Here is a 19253-nt window from a genome sequence, read left to right as displayed (position 1 = left end):
TCCTGACTTATACAGGCAGCAGCCCGGTAAGCACTAACAGCGGAAACACGATTAGCCAGCTATCGCATCGGTCGAGCACTCCGCCATGTCCTGGCAGAAGCGTACCTGTATCCTTTATATCTCTCACACGTTTATAAGCAGATTGAATCAAATCCCCAAACTGTCCAGCTACAGCGGCAATTAAACCGATTAGCAAAGCCTTTGGCAAATCAATAAAATCGGGCATCGTGAGTGCGAATACTGCCGATACGATTAAGGATAACAATACGCCGCCTAAAGCGCCTTCGATCGTTTTGTTCGGGCTGATTGATGGCCATAGCTTCGTTTTCCCAATGGCTCGTCCAGTAAAATAAGCACCGATATCCGAAGCCCAAATACAGCCAAAGGACAAAAACGTCCACAATAGGCCATGCTCCTCAATTTGACGAGCTTCGCCCATTGCTGAAAAGCCGTAACCTACATATAAAGCGCCTAGCAACATAAGTGCGGCGCCATCAATTGTCGTTTTATTTTTGGTAATCACGGTTAGGGCAAGCAGCAAGAAGGCCAGTATCCAAACAATAGTCAGGAAAGATGGAATAACAATTCCCCAATCAGACCATGGAAGCACAAACAGTAGCACACCCGCATATCCGAGCAAAGTTGACGGATGCGACCATGCTACACCATTCATTCGCGCATATTCAGTAAAACCAATAATAGCTAGCAATACGAGGAGAGTTGTATATAACCATCCGCCTGCTATTGTTAAACCTATGAAGCCTGCACCTGCTACAATTCCAGTAATCAATCGTTGTCTCAATGAAAAGTCACACTCCGTCGCTTGAAGCTACAATCCACCATATCGACGCGCGCGGCGCTGATACTCCAAAATCGCTTCTTGAAAATGCGCTTCCGTAAATTCAGGCCAATACACATCCGTAAACCACAATTCACTATAAGCAAGCTGCCACATCATAAAATTACTTAATCGCAATTCACCGCTTGTACGAATGAGCAAATCTGGATCGGGCAATCCACTTGTAAGCAAACGATCGGCCATTACTTTATCATCGATATCATCGATTGCAAGATTTCCTTGCTGAACCTCAGATGCGATGCTTTTCACAGCTTCAAGCATTTCCTTACGGCTTCCATAGTTTAAGGCAAAGTTTAGAACTAGCCCTGTATTGTTAGCGGTCTTTATAATGGCTTCTTCAACTGCACTGATCGTAAATGAAGGCAAATCCTCTTTATGTCCCATCATGCGAACCTGCACGTTGTTGGCTATCAATTCTTCTAATTCAATTTCAAGAAATTGCTGCGGAAGCTTCATAAGAAAATCCACTTCAGCTTTAGGTCTCTTCCAGTTTTCCGTTGAAAACGCATATAACGTCAAATATTTGACGCCTAACCGATCCGCTGCAATGGTAATACGTTTGACCGCTTTCATGCCGGAATGATGACCAGCCATACGTGGCAATCCGCGATCTTTAGCCCAACGGCCGTTCCCATCCATTATAATTGCAACATGCTCAGGCACATTTTCTGAGGCCACAGAATCAGTCGGCTGTAAGGACGATTTGCCTAATTTGGCCCAAAGTCGCTCGATCATCTTACTTCCTCCCAACCGAAATCAAAACCAAACCCCACCTATCGGAGGGGCCCAGAGATTATTATACTTCCATAATTTCTTTTTCTTTGGCAACAAGCACTTTATCTACTTCAGCAATAAATTTATCAGTTGCCTTCTGAATATCCTCTTGGTGACCACGTGATTCATCTTCAGAAATTGTTGTTTTCTCAAGTTTTTTCACGCTGTCGTTAGCATCCCGACGAATATTGCGAATAGCTACCTTTGCTTCTTCACCAAGCTTTTTCGAAGTTTTCACAAGCTCTGCCCGGCGCTCTTCTGTAAGCGGTGGGATAGAAAGACGAATCGATGCACCGTCATTGGAAGGTGTCAGTCCAAGATCCGATTTCATAATCGCTTTCTCGATTGCCGACATCGACGATTTGTCCCATGGTTGAATGAACAACGTACGAGAGTCTGGCGTACTGATGTTAGCAAGTTGATTGACAGGCGTCATTGCGCCGTAGTATTCCACTTGAATACGGTCAAGCAAAGATGAATTAGCTTTACCAGCGCGCAAAGACGACAAATCACGTTTTAGCGCGGAAATCGCTTTATCCATACGTTCTTCTGCGTTTTTTTTCAGCTCTTGTGGCATTATTTCGCACTTCCTCTCACTATCGTTCCGATTTTCTCACCCAGCACGACGCGTTTAATATTCCCTTTCTCTGTAATCGCAAATACGATAAGAGGAATATTATTATCCATGCAAAGTGAAGCTGCGGTTGAATCCATTACGCCTAGATTACGGTTAAGCATGTCGAGGTATGTAAGCTCCTCAAATTTCTCAGCTGTGCTATCTTTAAATGGATCAGCAGAATATACGCCATCCACTTTGTTTTTCGCCATTAATATTACTTCTGCTTCGATCTCAGCTGCGCGAAGAGCTGCTGTTGTATCTGTTGAGAAAAATGGATTACCAGTTCCTGCAGCAAAGATTACGACGCGTCCTTTTTCCAAATGACGGATAGCACGACGTCTGATGTACGGTTCAGCGATTTGTTGCATCGCGATCGATGTTTGTACGCGAGTAGGTACATCGATTTGTTCCAGTGCATCTTGAAGTGCAAGTGAATTCATAAGAGTAGCCAGCATTCCCATGTAATCAGCTGTTGCACGGTCTATGCCTTTTGCAGAACCTGCAATTCCACGCCAAATGTTGCCGCCTCCGACAACGATGGCCACTTCTATGCCAAGTGCTACGACTTCCTTCACCTGATCAGCAATTGAAGATATGACCGTCGCTTCAATGCCATAACCTTCCTGACCAGACAATGATTCACCGCTTACTTTCAAAACGATACGTTTATACACAGGATGCTCCAACGTTAATACCTCCATCATGCACCTCAGTAAATGAGGTCCTTCAAATATGTTCTAATCATACAAGCAGGCGGGGCGGACGCCCCGCCCCGCCTGTGCGTTCGGATTAATGTTTAACTTGAGCCATAACTTCTTCAACGAAATTGTCAACTTTTTTCTCTAGGCCTTCACCAAGCTCATAACGAACGAAGCGACGGATGGAAATGTTTTCACCAATTTTGCTGATTTTTTCATTAAGCAATACGGAGATTGTTTTGTCTGGGTCTTTAATGAACGATTGCTCAAGAAGACAGAACTCTTCGTAGTATTTCGAGATACGGCCTTCAACCATTTTTTCAACGATTTTTTCAGGCTTGCCTTCGTTAAGTGCTTGAGCTTTCAAAATTTCGCGCTCTTTTTCAAGCTCTTCAGAAGAAACCTCGTCACGGCTAACGAATTTAGGGTTAGCTGCAGCGATTTGCATAGCTACGTCTCTTGCAAACTCACGGAATTGATCCGTTTTTGCAACGAAATCCGTTTCACAGTTTACTTCAACGATAACGCCGATACGGCCGCCTGCATGAATATACGATTCAACTACGCCTTCGGTTGCAATACGACCAGCTTTATTTGCTGCTGCCGCCAAACCTTTTTCACGAAGTACTGCAATTGCTTTTTCAACGTCATTGTTTGTTTCGTCCAAAGCTTTCTTGCAATCAAGCATTCCAGCTCCAGTTCTTTCACGAAGCTCTTTTACCGCGCTAGCACTAACTGCCATTGTAAGCCCTCCTATAGGTTTCACGAAGTCTATGTAGCTTCGAGAATCATTAATTGTTTTTTTAGTGATTTACATTCAAAAAAAGGGCAGTGAGAGGTTTATCACCATCTGACCACCCTTTGTTGACTAATTAAAGCCTTTAAATTAAGCCGTTGTTTGTTCGCCTTGGTTAGCTTCAACGATTGCATCAGCCATTTTCGAAGTCAACAACTTAACGGCACGAATTGCATCATCGTTACCTGGGATTACGTAGTCAATTTCGTCTGGATCACAGTTCGTATCAACGATACCAACGATTGGGATACCAAGTTTGCGAGCTTCTGCAACAGCGATACGCTCTTTGCGTGGGTCGATAATGAACAACGCGCTTGGCAAACCTTTCATTCCTTTAATACCGCCAAGGAATTTTTCCAAACGGTCTTTTTCTTTGTTAAGGATGATAACTTCTTTCTTAGGTAGAACCTCGAAAGTGCCGTCCTCAGCCCATTTTTCAAGTTGTTTCAAACGATCAATACGTTTTTGAATCGTTTGGAAGTTAGTCAAAGTACCGCCCAACCAACGTTGGTTGATGTAGAAGTTGCCGCAACGCTCTGCTTCTTCTTTAACGGAATCTTGAGCTTGTTTTTTCGTACCTACGAACAGCATAGTGCCGCCGTCTGCAGCGATCGATTTAACAAAGTTGTAAGCTTCGTCAACTTTTTTCACCGTTTTTTGCAAATCAATAATGTAAATCCCGTTTCTTTCTGTGAAGATATAACGATCCATCTTCGGGTTCCAACGACGAGTCTGATGACCGAAGTGTACCCCAGCTTCTAGTAGCTGTTTCATGGAAATAACCGCCATTTCTCCAACACCTCCTATAATGGTTTTTTTAGTGCTCCTCCGCTAGTCGCATCTTTCGCCAAAACTTCCGCCGGGCGGAAGCACCGTTTGACAAAATTGACCTGCGTGCGTTTTTAACACCGTGAATTAATATACCATAAATACACATCGCATGCAACAATCGTTTCAGAAAAGATAGGATAGCTATTTTTTGTTGGCAGTTAGAAGATTTACTTCTGAGGATGTTAAAGGCTCGCCGGTTACGATCCGAATGGCTTCTTCAACCGTTATCTCCTCATGAAACAAAAAATAACCGGCGCGAACCAGCTTCTTTGACTTTTTCATTTTTGATACAAAAGCGGTTTTATCTTTAATAATATTATTAGAAGCAAGCAGCTCTGCTGTAATCGTCAGACTAGAGCCTGCTTTAATTCTTATAACATGCTTGATCTCAGACTGTTCCTGAACAGGGACTGTCGTAGCCGTAGGCGCAGCTTTATCAGTCTTCGCCTCGCTTGTCTGCTCCTTAGCTTTGTCAGAATCAGTAGCAGGCTTAATCTCCTGTCCCCCTGTGTTGTCCTTATTAAGCTGAAGCGAGTCTTGATTTGCCTTTAACAAAGCATCAACTTCTAGTTGAGTGTAAAGCTTCTCATCTGACTCTTTTCCTAAGTCACTTAGCCTTTGCCTGCTTTGCTCGCCAGAGAGCATCAGCTGGAACAACAAAGCGCCAATGATGATACCTGCACCTAATCCCATAAGAAATACTCGACTTTTAAGCATGGACAGAATCCTCCTGCTTAGCGAGTTGTATAATAAGCTGTACCTCACCTTTGTTCATACCAAGCTTTTTGGATATCGCTTCAATCGATTTCCCTTGCTCATAAAGTGTAAACAGCTCTTTATATCTGTCCTGGATAGTGTTCATCCGCACTGTCTCTTCTATAATATGTTCAACAACAGGCGCATCTTTAACAAGTTGTTCATTCGAATTTAATGAGACCGCTGGCAATGGGGTTTCCACTGGACGCATGTAGGCCATGGACTCGGACATTTTCTTTTGCAACTGCTCTGTGAGCTGTTCGCATTTCCGCTCCAATTCTACAATACGCTGCTCCTTGCGATCCGCATCTAATTTCGATTCTTGCTGAGCAGTTCTAACGAGGAGCACGAGATCCTCATTATCCTTCTCCATGTTCTCCATAAACTGCTCCAGCGCGGTTTCCATGTTTTGCATCGATTGTGACGGTAGAGCTGTATCCTGCTTCTTACGAGGCATTACAAAGGCACCGACAATAACAACCGCTCCTAGTAATACGATATATTGCAAGTATGGCTGCATCGTTCATAGCCTGCCTTTCATAGGATGCCTTCATTTTATAACTTAATATCAAGCCTATGGCCTTTGTACGGATGTGTCGGAGCCGCCTCCTGTTCATCAACATCCGAGGATAACTGTGTACGCTTACGTTTTGCCTGCTGATAAGCGTTACCTTGCTGACCTTCTTGATCACTGCGAATATGAAGTCCGTTTGATTGCTCGATCGCTGTGTTTTTCCCTCTTAGAAGCTCTGTTTGTTTGGCGGACTGATTGGCCAACGTATTCTGATCAGCTATAGGTTTATGCATCGCTTGTCCATGCATGCCGCTGAATTCTTGCGTTCGTGGTACAGACATCTGCAAATCAATGGATTTGAACGTCATATCTGCTCACCCCTTTGCGCCATTCATCAATTTCAAGCGTTATTTGGTATAAGGAACTAAGACGATATCCCCTTCGGAATAACGGAAGGTCACCCGCTGTGCTGAATCCTTCACAAACTTTGTGTACCTGCCAATTACAATTTTTGTTCCGCCAAATACAATATTGCTGACATCGATCTTCGATCGATCTGTGTTCTCCAGCGTTTTCTCTATCTCAAGAATACGGCTTCTCGTCTCATCATTCTCAAGCACCGTCTGACGTTTTGTGGCGGTCAGCTTAACGCGCAATGCCAGCTTCTCAGGAGTTAATTTCCCTGTCACAGCTAATTGATCCAAAATAACAAGCGCTTTATCCGTTTTATCTAAATTATCCATGTTCTGCCTTAACCTCGTTCTTAGCTCGAGCAGCTCCGAACGATATTCAGGGTTTACGCCTACTTCAATGGTTGTGGCTGTGGACATCGAGTTGCCAATGGTTCGAGCGCTGACAAGGTCACCTGCTTGTACAAGTCCGCCTACGATCAATCCTTTTGCGCCTGAACACACAACATTTTTTCCGGCTTTTACATGCGAATGCATGATGCTTTGTGATACCAGCACCTCTTCGCCCGCGATAACATTGCCTTCTTGTATAAATGAGCTTCGCACGTTTCGTCCAGCTTTTACAAAACCTTTATTGCTTCCCAATATTCCGCCTGTAATTTCAACAGAGCCTTCTGATTCGATTTCTGCCCCTTCAACTCCGCCAATAACTCGGATATCGCCCGAAGCTTTAACCCTGAATCCGCTAAGAACATTGCCTCTGATGACTACTGTACCAACAAAATCAATATTGCCGACACTATAATCCACATCGCCGTTTACTTCGTAAACAGGAAACACATTAATTTTTTCTTTTTCAGTAAGCGAAATCAAGCCGTCAATTGCCGAATACATAGCCGTCTGCTCGTTGTTCAAAACGACATTTTTGCCTACTTTAAATCTAACGTGCTTGCCGAGCCTAGGAGCAATTTCTTCTCCCGTTACCGTCCTGCCAACAGGACCTGCTGTAGGCTCGAATCGCTCAGCAATCAATTGTCCACGCTTGACATTTTTCAGCTGAACAACTTCTTTAAAGTCAACCTTCCCATCCTCGAGCTCCGTTGGGGCGTTCACATTTTTATCCATATCATAAACTAGCTTCACATATCCGTCTTTACCAGGTGTAGGAGACTGCCCTTGCGCAACAAGTGTTTGTTCTTTGAAATATGCGAGAGGATTAGTGCCAATCTGACTCAGAACTTCTTTACGAAGGCCAAAAACGATCCCCTTGCTATGCAAGAATCGTTCTAGCTCATCGCCGTTACATTCGAATTCGTCCGAAATCCTGCTAAAGGTTAAAAATGCAGACAAATTATCGGCAGATGTCTGTATGCGTAGGTATGATTCTAATTGAAGATTTTCCACGTAGCTCCCCCCTTTTAATGTTGCATGAGTTGATCTTTATGCTTAGCCAAAGCTCCTCGCAGCCTCAAAATCGCTTTAGAATGGAGCTGGGATATTCTCGACGGTGATAGTGACATTACTTCAGCAATTTCACTTAATGATAATTCCTCATAATAGAAGAGAGAAACGACTGTTCGTTCCTTTTCCGTAAGTTTTTCAATCCCTTTAACCAATGATTCTTTCAAATAAAACTCATGAACCTTATGATCCGGGTTTTTCGCTTTATCGTCCACTAGCAAAGACATTCTAGTCTCCGATTCCTCTTCACGAATCGGGTCTTCCAATGAGCAAACCGTTGTAACCGCAATATCTTGAAGCATATTAATGAATTCTTTCTCCGTTACATCAAGATAGCGGCTAATTTCTGCATCTGTCACAGAACGCAAGTATTGCTGCTCTAAGTGCTGATATGCCTCTTCTACTCGTTTAGCCTTCTCTCGCACAGAACGCGGGACCCAGTCACCTTGTCTTAAGCCATCTATTATAGCGCCGCGAATGCGCCATGATGCATACGTTTCAAACTGCAAGCCGCGGCCGTAATCAAATTTTTCAATTGCGTCAATAAGACCCATTACGCCATTGCTTGCAAGATCATCTCTAATGACGTTTTTTGGGAGTCCAATGGCCATTCGATTCGTTACATAATCAACCAGCGGCAAATATTGTTCAATCAACGTCTTTTTCGCTTCCAAATCGCCTTGTTCTCTCCAGGCTTGCCACATCTGCAAGTTTGTCAAATGAGGGGTCTTCTGCTCAATCATCGACTCACTCTCCTGTCAGGTGACGAATGGCTTTAACCAATTCTTCAGGCTGTGTATTTTTTGTATTTAACAATTGCGGAGGATTTAACGGACGAAAATCGCTTGCATCATCTTTCTGAGTTTCGATTGGCTGCTTGCCGGCACCATCTTTAATCTGTGATTTCAACAATTGATTGATATCTTCTGACTCATCTGGTGTCTGTAAATCTAGCTGACTGCCTTTTCCTTCTTCATCTTCAATTTCCGAGCCTATTAGTGCTGGCGGTTGAAGGATGTATGCCAATATTGCCCGTACTCCATACGCAAGAACAAAAAAAGCGATGAAAGCATACATACTTCTAAGCAGCATAACAGTAATCGGATTGTTACCGATTGAGAAAGCTACCGTAAGCACGGTGCCGAAAATTCCAAATACGACATTCCATCGCCATGTTCCGAACATTTTAAATCTCCTTTGTTCCAAATTGCACACTTCTTATGGAAAGCATTCCGCTAGTACTGTCAAACTCTATCGTTCTACCAAAATTTCCGCCCGTATCTTGAGAGATAATCGGAATTTTGAATCTTCTAAGCATTTCTGTACAGGATTCAACATTGCGCGGGCCAATTCTTAGCGAATCACTGTGTCCAGACATAGCAAACATTTGAGCTCCACCAGCCATCTTAGCTTTCATGCGTTCAATGTATGCACCTGCTGCTATCATTCGATCAAGCAGCTCGGGTATGGCGGTATCTGCATATTTAGCTAGATTCATTTTGGTCTCACGAGCAATGTCTGAAGATGGCAGCATGACATGTGCCATACCGGCTATTTTTCGCGTTGGATCATACAAGGTAAGTCCAACACATGAACCTAAGCCGGTCGTTTTGAGTATCGCCCCATCCGTTGCAATATTTAAATCTGCCATGCCGACTTTGACCAAATTTTGTTGTATCATTCGCTAACGACTCCCAAAGCCCTAAAAATTTTCTCAAACGACTCTGGATCTGGAATGAGGAAAAAATGTCCTTCAAGCGACTGACAATCCTCCAAAAAGGTCGTTTCAATAAGTAGGGCCGAGTCCCCCATCTCTCCGTATTGCATTAAACCGTAGCTAAGCACGGCACCTGCCATATCTACTGCTATAGCGGGTACGGAGGGGGCCATTGCTAAATGAGTGAAATCAGCTAATGAAGATAAATAAGAGCCTGCTAAAATATTGCCAATCTCACAAAGAGCAGACAGCTCCATTTCTGAATATCCGTCCTGCTCTTCAATATTTAAGGAAAGCAGCTGACGCAACAATCGCCTTGCCGAATCTTCTTCAATGATAAAAAACATGTTGCCGGGAGCTTCTCCTTCCACTCGAAGAAAAACAGCAATGACGATTTTTTCCGAACCGCCAACACGCTCCGCCACTTCTTCAAATGGAAGCAAACTTACCTTCGGCACCGCCATATCAACTGGCTTATCTAACAAACGGGATAATGCAGTAGCAGCATTGCCTGCTCCAATATTGCCGACTTCTTTCAATACATCTAATTCAAATGCTTCAAAGCGGCTAAAAAGGTTCACAAGTTATACCTCAAGCTGCTCAAGTTGAATTATTTCATTCTTGTTGAGCACTTCGGACAAGTTCAGCATGATGAGAAGTCGACCTTCACCAAGCTTTGCAATGCCTCTTAAGTATTTAGCTTTAATGCCTCCAACAATTTCGGGCGGCAAATCAATCGTATCTGTATCAATGTCGATGACATCATTCGCCGAGTCTACGATGAATCCAACTTCGATGTCAGCCACTGAAACAACAATGATTCTTGAGTTTTCTGTAGTTGCCGTTTCCGTTAGATTGAATCTGCCTCTCAGGTCAATGACAGGAACGACCACACCCCGAAGGTTGATAACCCCTTTAATAAAAGTAGCTGTTTTCGGAACGCGTGTAATTGGAGACAATCTTTCAATCGTACGGACCTTGTCTACTTCAATTCCATACTCTTCGCTGCCTAGTGCAAACACGATAACCTTTAATTCTTCTCCCATCGTAAAAACCTCCCTATTTGATAAGTGCATTCGGATCGATAATCAATGCGACATAACCATCGCCAAGTATCGTTGCGCCGGAAATTGCTTTAATATTCGTTAAATATTTGCCCAGCGTTTTTAGCACGATTTCACTTTGACCAATAAATTCATCGACCATTACAGCTGCCCACTTCTCGCCTTTTCGAACGACTACAATTTCCGTTTCAAGCTCGTCATTCTCATTAAAATCAGGAGAGTCAAGCACTTTGCTTAGCGATACTAGAGGTATGATGGTATTTCTGAACTCTATCATTTTGTTGCCATGCACTTGAAGAATTTGTTCTTTGCGGATAATACCTGTCTCAACGATCGAAGATAATGGGATAGCATACTTCTCCGACCCCAGCTTGATCAGCATTGCGGAAATAATGGATAGCGTAAGCGGCAATTGAACAGAAAATTTCGTTCCTCTACCAAATGCAGAATCTATCGTTACGTTTCCACCTAGAGAAGTAATTTTTGAACGAACGACGTCTAGACCAACACCGCGTCCGGATATGTCCGAAATTTTATCTGCGGTACTGAAGCCTGCCGCAAAAATAAGCATATTAATTTCATCGGGCGTCAGCAGTTTTGCTTCGTCAGCCGTGACGACGCCATTTTTAATGGCTGTTTTTAGTACTCGTTCATGGTGTATGCCGCGGCCATCCTCTTCCACTTCAATGAAGACATGATTTCCGCTATGAAACGCGCGCAAGAAAATCGTACCGGTTTCTGGCTTGCCTGCCGCAATTCTCTCTTCCACCGTTTCAATTCCATGATCAACCGAGTTGCGCAATAGATGAACGAGCGGATCTCCAATTTCGTCGATTACTGTACGGTCAAGTTCCGTATCGGCACCAGTAATAACAAGATCGATTTTTTTGTCTAGCGATTTTGCTAAATCTCTAATCATACGAGGGAAACGATTGAATACCGAATCCACAGGTACCATGCGAAGCTTAAGTACAATACTTTGAAGATCTGAGCTCACGCGCGCCATATGTTCCACAGTTTCAGTCAAATCACTGCGTTTGATTTCACTAGATAGCTGTTCCAGCCTAACTCGGTCAATAAGCAATTCGCTAAACAAGTTCATGAGCGTATCGAGCCTCTCAATGTCTACACGAATCGTCTTCGACACATTAGCTGGTGTGCTGGCAGCAGGTGCCGATCGAGTTTGTCCTTTTGCTGCTTCAACAGATGTAACTGCTGTTTCGGTTTGCGGCGCAGCAATTTCAGCAACTTCGACAACCTCTACTGCCGCAGCTGCGTTAGATTGGCCGAGCACGGCTAAGGACTCTGCATCCAAAGAAGTGACAACAGCGGATTCAATTTCTGAAATATTAAGCAGCTGTGCTTGAAGATCTTCCTGCTGCAAGCGTGAAATCGTAAACACCGTAAAAGTGAAATTGAATTTTTCTTGTTCGATGTCTTGAACGGATGGATCTGATTTAATTACTTCACCATTGCGCTCTAGCAAATCAAATACCATATAAGCACGAACGGCTTTTAGCAAGCAATTATCGCGAATAGCTATTTGAATATGAAAAACGTTATGTCCTGTTTCTATCGATTGAAGCAAAATCGAAGATTGAAACTCATCAAGCAGCATCGCCCCTGATGCGCTTGATTCTGCAGCACTTGGTGCATTAGCCGCTACGGTTGGAGCCTGAGTCGCTTTGCTTGCGCTATAATCACTTTTCAAGATGATTTGCAGCGATTCAACGATCGAGGTAACGTCCGCTTTCCCAGTACCGCCGTCCACAATATCCTGAACCATTGCTTCAAGCGCATCTAACCCTTTAAATAAAGTGTCAAAAATAAAGCTGTCCATTTTTAACTTGCTGTTGCGAACGAGGTCAAGCACATTTTCCATTTCATGCGTCAGCGCTGCTAAATCTTCAAAACCCATCGTAGCTGACATTCCTTTGAGCGTATGCGCTGAACGGAATATATTTTGAACGATACTAAGCTCCTCAGGCTCGCTTTCCAGACGAAGCAAATTTTCATTCAAGGATTGCAGGTGATCATTAGATTCATCGATAAACATCGATAAATAGGCATTCATATCCATTTCCTAGCACCTCCTGTTAGTATGGTGAAGCCATTCTAGCCTATCTATTTCAGCACTGCTTGCTTCAGTTGCGATGCAATTTGCTGCAGTGGCAATACTTTACTCACACATCCAGCTTCAACAGCCGATCTCGGCATTCCATAAACGACACAGGTTTCTTCAGCTTCTGCTATGGTCGTTTCAATGCCACATTCGGATAACAGCTTCATTCCCTTCGCCCCATCACTGCCCATGCCTGTCATTATGACCGCATGACGCTTCAGTTCGCGATATTCAGCCAAGGATTCAAACAATACATCTACAGAAGGACGATGTCCGTTACGCTGCGGCTGTTCAGTGAGCGCAATCGAATAGCTGGAAGCATCTTTGACAAGCTCCATATGATAGCCGCCAGGTGCGATATAGGCAACGCCAGCAACTACTTTTTCTCCCTGTTCTGCTTCTACGACATGAATCTCGCTAAAGCTGTCTAGCCGCTGTGCCAATGACTTGGTGAACTTGGGAGGCATATGCTGAACAATAAGCACCGGTGCTGGGAAATCAGCTGGCAAAGAAGTGATTACCTCATGCAAAGCTCTAGGACCGCCTGTCGAAGTTCCAATGGCTACGATATGTTTAAAGGTAGAAGCTGTCTGGACTGTCTTTGCTTTTTTTGTTGAAGGTGGCTCAGAGAAATGAGATTTAGGTTCAGCCTGCGGTGCCTTTTCGACTGATTTGCGAGGTGCAATCTTAGATTTGGCATCGTTAGGCTTTGCTTCATCTTGCATATTGCTTGTAAGCTTATTATGTAAAGGGGGAACCGAGCGCTGTTGCCCTTGTTTATCTTCCGCTTTCTTGAACGGCAATTTGTTCCGATCTTTAGCAGGAGTAGACAATGCTTCAAACGGCAGCTCCTCATGGTGTAAAATGTTGTTCGAAACTACTTCTTTTTTCGCTTTTGGCAAGCTGCTATCATCTGCTTTTGTTTCTTGTTTCTCGCTAATCGTAATCACTGGCTGATAACGCTTCGTTAATACTGCGATACGCAATTTCTCAAGCAGAACCTCTCCAACTTGGCGAATATCATTTGAGATCGTTGCTGAAGGTTTTCTAATGAAGTCGAATGCACCAAATTGCAGTGCTTTAATCGTTTCTCTTGTATTGTCTTCGCTTATACCTGAGAGCATTATTACAGGAGTTGGATGATCCTTCATAATAATCTGTAATGCGTCAATTCCGTTCATTAACGGCATTTCAAGATCTAAGGTAACGACATCCGGTTTCCATTCACGTACCGCTTCTATTGCTTCATGACCGTTTTTAGCTGTAGCTACGATCTTAAACTGTGAATCTTGAATGATTAGATCACTAATGATCTTTCGCATAAATGCGGAATCATCTACAACTAGTACGCGATAAGGAACCATTCCATTTCCTCCTCACTTCCAAAGGATTATCTTGAGAGTCTGAACATTTTATGCAGAAATCCTTTGACACCGCCGTTAATTGCAGTATTCTGTGGTATTTCAAGAAATTGCTTTGCGATCCGGTCAATAGCAACGGATGCTTCGCTTCCAGGATAGGCTACAGTAAAGGGCACTTGACGTTTCACAGCTTTTGACACATTTGGGTCATCCGGTAAAATACCAAGATGAGGTAAATCGGATTGAAGAAACCTGTGTGCAACCATGCTAATTTTATCAGCGGTTTGTTTTCCTTCACGGAAATCAGCGGCTCGATTGACAATTAACTTGAAGTGAACATCCACCTCCATCGCTTTAACCATCTTAATTAATGCGTATGCATCTGTAATTGAAGTAGGTTCGGGCGTTGTCACAACGATTGTTTCTTGCGCTGCAGTTATAAATTTAACCGTTTCCTTCGATAGGCCTGCACCAGTATCAAACAAGATCACATCATACCTGCCATGCAGCTTGCTAATCTCATCAGCGAAACGGTCAAGCTGCTCTGTAGACAAATCCATCAAATCTCTAAAACCAGATCCACCTGCAATAAAGTTCAGCCCTTCCGGACCTTCCTGCACGATTTCCCAAATTGTTTTCTCCTGCTTAAGCAGATGATACAAATTGTACGTGGACGAAACGCCCATAAGCACATCAATGTTGGCCATTCCAATATCTGCATCAAAAACGAGCACTTTTTTACCTAATCGTTGGAGCGCTAATGCAAAATTCAAGCTGAAATTCGACTTTCCAACTCCGCCCTTACCGCTCGTTACCGTCACTACACGAGTCGTGCGGCCTTCATCTTGAAGCTCCTGCTGCTTGACTAAATTACGTAATGCTTCAGCTTGATCCATCATAAACTATTGCTCCCGAGCAGCTGCTTAACGTATGAATCCACTTGAAACTTCTCGATATCGTCTGGAACGGTCTGACCACTCGCCATATAGGTAGGAAGCAATTCAAAATTCATAATTAGATTAAAAATTGCTCCGTAAACCGATGTTTCATCAAGCTTTGTAAACAACACTTTTCGAACGCCGTATTTGCAAAAATGATTGGCTACTGCTGACATATCCTTCGTCTTGCCAGTCATGCTAAGCACAAGCACCGTTTCGTTAGCCTCGGTCGTTTGAAGCAAGCTGTTGACCTCTGATACATGAAGCTCACTGCGGAAGTTTCTTCCAGCGGTATCCATATATATGAGTTCTCGTTCTTCAAGCTGCTTGAAAGCACGGGGCAAATCCATCTGCGAAAAAACGACCTCTAGCGGCACGTTCAAGATGTTGGCATAAGTTCGGAGTTGATCCACGGCTGCAATTCGGTAGGTGTCTGAAGTAATGAACCCCACTTTCCTGCCCTGCTTGATTGTTTGTTCAGCTGCAAGCTTCGCAATAGTCGTCGTCTTGCCAACTCCGGTTGGACCAACAAAATGAACCACTCTTACATGACTGCTAATACTGCTGCCACTATAGGGTTGCAGCCACTCTTGCAGCAGCTCTGCCGCATGCTCCCAAATTTGTTCCTTTGAAAAAACGATTTTTTCTTCGGATTCTTTGTCAGAAATAGCTTGTATCAAACGCTCGATCCACTGCAATTCCATTTCTTGTTCTATCAAGTGTTCTCTCAGTGCAATCAAGTGCTCTGATATAGAAATTAGATTGTTTTGCTGTTTCGAGAGTTTTAACATGTATTCTCTTAAATCTCGAATCTCATCGATGATGAATTGTTCTCGTTCTATTTTGTCCTTCTGAAGCTCTGCAATCGGTACTGAAGAAACTGCTTGAACGCTTGGCGGCTCCATTACAGCCGTTGCTGTTCGCTGCGCCGTTTGCAAAATTTGCTCAACGACCGCATCCACTTGAGGATCCGGGTTTCGCTGAGGTTTTGCTTGGGGACTCGATTGATTCGCTTGATTCGATTCGATAGCGGCGATAACCTCCATCTTTTTCTTACGAAACATCCCCATAAAGCCGCCTACTTTAATTTCCTTCGTATTCAATATAACTGCATCTTTCCCAAGCTCGCTTCGAATCAGAGAGACCGCTTCTGGCAATGCACTGACGACATATCGTTTTACTCTCATAGATTCACCACCCCAACACTCTGAACTTCAATATTTGGTTCAAGCTCACTGTAAGAAAGAACAGGTACATCCTGCATCGTTCTCTCCACAATTTGTCTCAAATACATCCGAATGGTAGGTGATGCGAGTACAACAGGCTGTTGGCCAGCTTGAATCTGACGATTTACATGCTCATTGAGCTTCTGGTAAATCTGTTGAGTGGAAACGGGATCTAGTGCAATATAGCTGCCTTGATCCGATTGCTGCACAGATTCAGCAATTTTTTTCTCAAGCTGCGGTCCTACTGTTATCACTCGTAACGTATCGCTACCAGATGAAAACTGCTGTGTAATTTGTCTTGATAGCGACTGACGTACATACTCTGTCAATATATCAGGGTCTTTCGTATAGTTTCCATGATCCGCTAATGCTTCAAAGATGGTAACTAGATCTCGTATAGACACCTTTTCTCTTAGAAGCTTCGACAACACTTTTTGTACGTCGCCAATGGTAAGAATAGACGGTATAAGTTCATCAATAAGCGCAGGATAGGACTCTTTTACATTTTCTACGAGCTGCTTCGTTTCTTGACGTCCAATCAGCTCATGTGCATGTCGTTTAATAATCTCAGTTAAATGCGTAGCAACGACTGAAGGCGGGTCAACGACTGTATAGCCGGAAAGTTCGGCACGTTCCTTCATTTGCTCATCAATCCAAATTGCAGGCAATCCGAAGGCTGGCTCTGTTGTTTCAATACCAACGACCGAATCGTCCTCAAATCCAGGGCTCATGGCCAAATAATGATTAAGCAGCAAATCGCCGCGAGCGACGGTGTTGCCTTTAATTTTGATGACATACTCATTTGGCTTCAGTTGAATGTTATCCCTGATCCGGATGACTGGTACAACGAGCCCAAGCTCCAGCGCACATTGCCTGCGTATCATGATGATTCGATCAAGCAAATCTCCTCCCTGCTGCGTATCCGCAAGGGGGATAAGACCATAACCAAACTCAAATTCAATCGGATCGACCTGCAAGAGGCTAATTACACTCTCTGGACTGCGAACCTCTTCAATTTGCTGTTCTTCGACAAGCATTTCCTCTTGCTCTTGTTGCTTATGTATAGCTTTCTGCATATACCAGCCGCCAAAGGCCAGCATAATAGCGAATGGCCAAGTTCTTAATGGACCGATTGGTGTAAGGCCTAGCAAAGCGATTGTTCCAGCTGCAATAAATAGCAGCTTCGGGTATTTGAATAGCTGAGCGGTTACATCCTCTGCCAAGTTCCCTTCTGATGCCGCTCTAGTTACGATAAGACCAGCAGCTGTGGAAATAAGCAATGCAGGTATTTGACTGACGAGACCATCACCAATCGTAAGGATCGAGAACGTCGAAAGCGACTCGCCAAAGCTCAAGCCATGAATCGCCATACCAATGATAAATCCGCCAACTAAGTTGATGACTAGAATGATAATGGAAGCAATTGCATCACCCTTTACAAACTTGCTGGCACCATCCATTGCCCCGTAAAAGTCCGCTTCACGTTCGATTTTGGAACGACGTGCTTTCGCTTGATGTTCATTAATCAAACCAGCATTCAAATCTGCATCAATACTCATTTGTTTACCCGGCATCGCGTCGAGCGTGAATCGTGCTGCAACTTCCGCTACCCGTTCAGAACCTTTCGTAATAACGATGAACTGCACGACTACGAGAATGAGGAAGACGATAAATCCAATTGCAATTTCTCCACCGCCAACCCAGCTGCCAAACGTAGCTACGACTTCACCTGCTTCCGCATGTGACAAAATATTTCTAGTAGTAGAAACGTTCAGCGCAAGTCGGAATAAGGTAGTGATTAGTAGAATTGCCGGAAATATAGAGAAATCAAGAGCTTCCTTTGTATTCATTGCAATAAGTAATATCATCAATGCTATCGAAATGTTTAAAATGATGAGTATATCGAGTAGTAGGACTGGGATCGGGATTATCATCATGAGTACAATTCCAATTACGCCAAATAGTATTACAAAGTCCTTTGCTTTCATGACGCCTCCACCTCCCGTAGTGTTATGATTTCAATCGGCCTTTCATCTTATATACATATGCGAGCACCTCAGCCACAGCTTGGAACAGATCTGGAGGTATGACATCCCCTATCTCCGCTCGTTCATAAAGCGCTCTGGCAAGCGGTTTATTTTCCATTGTCACAACACCGTTTTCTTTCGCTATTTCTCTAATGCGAAGCGCTACATGATCCATGCCTTTGGCGATGATTCTTGGCGCTTCCATTTTGGTTGCATCATATTTCAATGCAATAGCGAAGTGTGTAGGGTTGGTAATGATGACATCCGCTTTAGGAACCTCTTGCATCATACGCTGCATGGCCATTTTGCGTTGACGCTCACGAATGCGGCTCTTAATGATCGGGTCACCTTCAGATTTTTTGTATTCATCCTTAATATCCTGCTTAGACATTCTCAAACTTTTGTTATGCTCATAACGCTGATAGAAAAAATCTGCTAATGCGAGTACGGCGAGCACCACACCAATTTCTATACCTAGTTTTATCGTTAAACCAGCGGTAAAACTAAATATTTGTTGGATTGGCAAGCTAGCAAGCACTAATATACGGTTCCATTCTTTGGATATGGTCATATATACGAGCACTGCTACAATAAGCAGTTTTAAAACACTTTTCAAAAATTCGACTACTGTTTTAGCTGAAAAAATTTGCTTAAAGCCGTTGATCGGGTTCAATTTGCTTAATTTCATTTTTAGAGGATCACCAGTTAGCAAAAAACCGTACTGTACAACGTTGCCGAGGACACCGACAAGAACGGTTACCGCAAAGATTGGCAGTAAGATTAGCATCATTTCAATTGCTACATCATTGAAGAGCGACATAATGTTGCCTGTCGTAACATCCATCAACAGCCAGTCTTCAAACAGATTGCCGAAGAGCATCATGATATGTGTCTTGAAATAATTGCCCATCATAATGAAGCTCATAAAAACAAAAATTAATATTAATGAACCCGGCAAATCAGCCGATCTTGCAATTTGACCCTTTTTTCTTGCTTCATCCTTTTTCTTCGGAGTTGCTTCCTCAGTCTTCTCTTGACTGAAAAGCTGCAAATCAAGCTCTAGACGGTAATTTCGCATGG

21 protein-coding genes are annotated in these 19253 nt (G+C 43.5%); all 21 read right to left on the bottom strand.

Going from position 1 to position 19253, the window contains the following annotated elements; genetic code table 11:
- Window positions 1-7: 7 nt before the first annotated feature.
- Window positions 8-802 (bottom strand): phosphatidate cytidylyltransferase, encoded by a 795-nt coding sequence (locus AB4Z45_RS21075; RefSeq protein WP_441911330.1) that lies wholly within the window; start codon window positions 800-802, stop codon window positions 8-10.
- Window positions 803-829: 27 nt separating this feature from the next.
- A complete protein-coding gene (locus AB4Z45_RS21070) occupies window positions 830-1594 on the bottom strand; it encodes an isoprenyl transferase (protein ID WP_076269177.1) in 765 nt (254 codons plus the stop codon).
- A 61-nt stretch (window positions 1595-1655) separates the two neighbouring features.
- The gene (gene frr, locus AB4Z45_RS21065; protein WP_339208952.1) at window positions 1656-2210 is read right to left on the bottom strand and encodes a ribosome recycling factor; all 555 of its coding nucleotides are present in this window, start codon (window positions 2208-2210) and stop codon (window positions 1656-1658) included.
- Window positions 2210-2938 (bottom strand): UMP kinase, encoded by a 729-nt coding sequence (gene pyrH / locus AB4Z45_RS21060; protein ID WP_053377774.1) that lies wholly within the window; start codon window positions 2936-2938, stop codon window positions 2210-2212. Before pyrH ends, frr begins: the two co-directional genes overlap by 1 nt.
- 103 nt (window positions 2939-3041) lie before the next feature.
- Window positions 3042-3707 (bottom strand): translation elongation factor Ts, encoded by a 666-nt coding sequence (gene tsf, locus AB4Z45_RS21055; RefSeq protein ID WP_372239011.1) that lies wholly within the window; start codon window positions 3705-3707, stop codon window positions 3042-3044.
- A 129-nt stretch (window positions 3708-3836) separates the two neighbouring features.
- A complete protein-coding gene (gene rpsB, locus AB4Z45_RS21050; RefSeq protein ID WP_054028957.1) occupies window positions 3837-4535 on the bottom strand; it encodes a 30S ribosomal protein S2 in 699 nt (232 codons plus the stop codon).
- A gap of 183 nt (window positions 4536-4718) precedes the next feature.
- Window positions 4719-5294: a hypothetical protein gene (locus AB4Z45_RS21045; protein WP_441911329.1), complete on the bottom strand. Its 576-nt coding sequence runs from the start codon at window positions 5292-5294 to the stop codon at window positions 4719-4721.
- Entirely contained in the window at window positions 5287-5853 is a 567-nt protein-coding gene (locus AB4Z45_RS21040) for a DUF6115 domain-containing protein (protein ID WP_441911327.1), read from the bottom strand. The genes AB4Z45_RS21045 and AB4Z45_RS21040 overlap by 8 nt, the downstream gene beginning before the upstream one ends.
- Before the next feature lie 35 nt (window positions 5854-5888).
- Window positions 5889-6215 (bottom strand): hypothetical protein, encoded by a 327-nt coding sequence (locus tag AB4Z45_RS21035; protein WP_441911325.1) that lies wholly within the window; start codon window positions 6213-6215, stop codon window positions 5889-5891.
- Window positions 6216-6254: 39 nt separating this feature from the next.
- Window positions 6255-7661, bottom strand: coding sequence for a DUF342 domain-containing protein (locus AB4Z45_RS21030; RefSeq protein ID WP_076269171.1), 1407 nt, complete (start codon window positions 7659-7661; stop codon window positions 6255-6257).
- Between the two features lie 14 nt (window positions 7662-7675).
- Window positions 7676-8461 (bottom strand): FliA/WhiG family RNA polymerase sigma factor, encoded by a 786-nt coding sequence (locus AB4Z45_RS21025; RefSeq protein WP_339208940.1) that lies wholly within the window; start codon window positions 8459-8461, stop codon window positions 7676-7678.
- 4 nt (window positions 8462-8465) lie between these two features.
- Window positions 8466-8903 (bottom strand): hypothetical protein, encoded by a 438-nt coding sequence (locus tag AB4Z45_RS21020; RefSeq protein ID WP_076269170.1) that lies wholly within the window; start codon window positions 8901-8903, stop codon window positions 8466-8468.
- Between the two features lies 1 nt (window position 8904).
- Window positions 8905-9399 carry a chemotaxis protein CheD gene (locus AB4Z45_RS21015; RefSeq protein ID WP_076269169.1) on the bottom strand — a complete coding sequence of 165 codons (495 nt, stop codon included), beginning with the start codon at window positions 9397-9399 and terminating at the stop codon, window positions 8905-8907.
- Window positions 9396-10016, bottom strand: coding sequence for a chemotaxis protein CheC (locus AB4Z45_RS21010; protein ID WP_076269168.1), 621 nt, complete (start codon window positions 10014-10016; stop codon window positions 9396-9398). The genes AB4Z45_RS21015 and AB4Z45_RS21010 overlap by 4 nt, the downstream gene beginning before the upstream one ends.
- 3 nt (window positions 10017-10019) lie before the next feature.
- Complete coding sequence (locus tag AB4Z45_RS21005) at window positions 10020-10481, bottom strand: chemotaxis protein CheW (RefSeq protein ID WP_076269167.1); 462 nt, start codon at window positions 10479-10481, stop codon at window positions 10020-10022.
- A gap of 13 nt (window positions 10482-10494) precedes the next feature.
- Complete coding sequence (locus tag AB4Z45_RS21000; RefSeq protein ID WP_441911324.1) at window positions 10495-12579, bottom strand: chemotaxis protein CheW; 2085 nt, start codon at window positions 12577-12579, stop codon at window positions 10495-10497.
- A 44-nt stretch (window positions 12580-12623) separates the two neighbouring features.
- Window positions 12624-13985: a protein-glutamate methylesterase/protein-glutamine glutaminase gene (locus tag AB4Z45_RS20995; RefSeq protein WP_441911323.1), complete on the bottom strand. Its 1362-nt coding sequence runs from the start codon at window positions 13983-13985 to the stop codon at window positions 12624-12626.
- 26 nt (window positions 13986-14011) lie between these two features.
- On the bottom strand, window positions 14012-14881 hold the full coding sequence (locus tag AB4Z45_RS20990) for a MinD/ParA family protein (protein ID WP_339208931.1): 870 nt from the start codon (window positions 14879-14881) through the stop codon (window positions 14012-14014).
- The gene (flhF, locus tag AB4Z45_RS20985; protein ID WP_441911321.1) at window positions 14878-16107 is read right to left on the bottom strand and encodes a flagellar biosynthesis protein FlhF; all 1230 of its coding nucleotides are present in this window, start codon (window positions 16105-16107) and stop codon (window positions 14878-14880) included. The genes AB4Z45_RS20990 and flhF overlap by 4 nt, the downstream gene beginning before the upstream one ends.
- Window positions 16104-18134: a flagellar biosynthesis protein FlhA gene (gene flhA / locus AB4Z45_RS20980; RefSeq protein WP_076269162.1), complete on the bottom strand. Its 2031-nt coding sequence runs from the start codon at window positions 18132-18134 to the stop codon at window positions 16104-16106. Before flhA ends, flhF begins: the two co-directional genes overlap by 4 nt.
- A 22-nt stretch (window positions 18135-18156) precedes the next feature.
- Window positions 18157-19251, bottom strand: coding sequence for a flagellar biosynthesis protein FlhB (flhB, locus tag AB4Z45_RS20975; protein WP_441911319.1), 1095 nt, complete (start codon window positions 19249-19251; stop codon window positions 18157-18159).
- Between the last annotated feature and the right edge of the window lie 2 nt (window positions 19252-19253).

This window comes from Paenibacillus sp. MCAF9 (genome assembly GCF_052114265.1).
Lineage (GTDB): Bacteria > Bacillota > Bacilli > Paenibacillales > Paenibacillaceae > Pristimantibacillus.
The sequence above is the reverse complement of the archived record's forward strand: the minus strand, read 5'-3'. Positions and strand labels throughout refer to the sequence as shown.

What these genes read in the sequence shown, in the direction of transcription:
- AB4Z45_RS21025 (WP_339208940.1), bottom strand. Translation starts at nt 8,461, where the DNA reads ATGATTGAGCAGAAGACCCCTCATTTGACAAACTTGCAGATGTGGCAA.
- rpsB (WP_054028957.1), bottom strand. Translation starts at nt 4,535, where the DNA reads ATGGCGGTTATTTCCATGAAACAGCTACTAGAAGCTGGGGTACACTTC.
- AB4Z45_RS21020 (WP_076269170.1), bottom strand. Translation starts at nt 8,903, where the DNA reads ATGTTCGGAACATGGCGATGGAATGTCGTATTTGGAATTTTCGGCACC.
- flhA (WP_076269162.1), bottom strand. Translation starts at nt 18,134, where the DNA reads ATGAAAGCAAAGGACTTTGTAATACTATTTGGCGTAATTGGAATTGTA.
- AB4Z45_RS21045 (WP_441911329.1), bottom strand. Translation starts at nt 5,294, where the DNA reads ATGCTTAAAAGTCGAGTATTTCTTATGGGATTAGGTGCAGGTATCATC.
- frr (WP_339208952.1), bottom strand. Translation starts at nt 2,210, where the DNA reads ATGCCACAAGAGCTGAAAAAAAACGCAGAAGAACGTATGGATAAAGCG.
- AB4Z45_RS21040 (WP_441911327.1), bottom strand. Translation starts at nt 5,853, where the DNA reads ATGCAGCCATACTTGCAATATATCGTATTACTAGGAGCGGTTGTTATT.
- AB4Z45_RS21005 (WP_076269167.1), bottom strand. Translation starts at nt 10,481, where the DNA reads ATGGGAGAAGAATTAAAGGTTATCGTGTTTGCACTAGGCAGCGAAGAG.
- AB4Z45_RS21015 (WP_076269169.1), bottom strand. Translation starts at nt 9,399, where the DNA reads ATGATACAACAAAATTTGGTCAAAGTCGGCATGGCAGATTTAAATATT.
- AB4Z45_RS21070 (WP_076269177.1), bottom strand. Translation starts at nt 1,594, where the DNA reads ATGATCGAGCGACTTTGGGCCAAATTAGGCAAATCGTCCTTACAGCCG.
- AB4Z45_RS21035 (WP_441911325.1), bottom strand. Translation starts at nt 6,215, where the DNA reads ATGACGTTCAAATCCATTGATTTGCAGATGTCTGTACCACGAACGCAA.
- AB4Z45_RS20995 (WP_441911323.1), bottom strand. Translation starts at nt 13,985, where the DNA reads ATGGTTCCTTATCGCGTACTAGTTGTAGATGATTCCGCATTTATGCGA.
- flhF (WP_441911321.1), bottom strand. Translation starts at nt 16,107, where the DNA reads ATGAGAGTAAAACGATATGTCGTCAGTGCATTGCCAGAAGCGGTCTCT.
- flhB (WP_441911319.1), bottom strand. Translation starts at nt 19,251, where the DNA reads ATGCGAAATTACCGTCTAGAGCTTGATTTGCAGCTTTTCAGTCAAGAG.
- AB4Z45_RS20990 (WP_339208931.1), bottom strand. Translation starts at nt 14,881, where the DNA reads ATGATGGATCAAGCTGAAGCATTACGTAATTTAGTCAAGCAGCAGGAG.
- AB4Z45_RS21000 (WP_441911324.1), bottom strand. Translation starts at nt 12,579, where the DNA reads ATGGATATGAATGCCTATTTATCGATGTTTATCGATGAATCTAATGAT.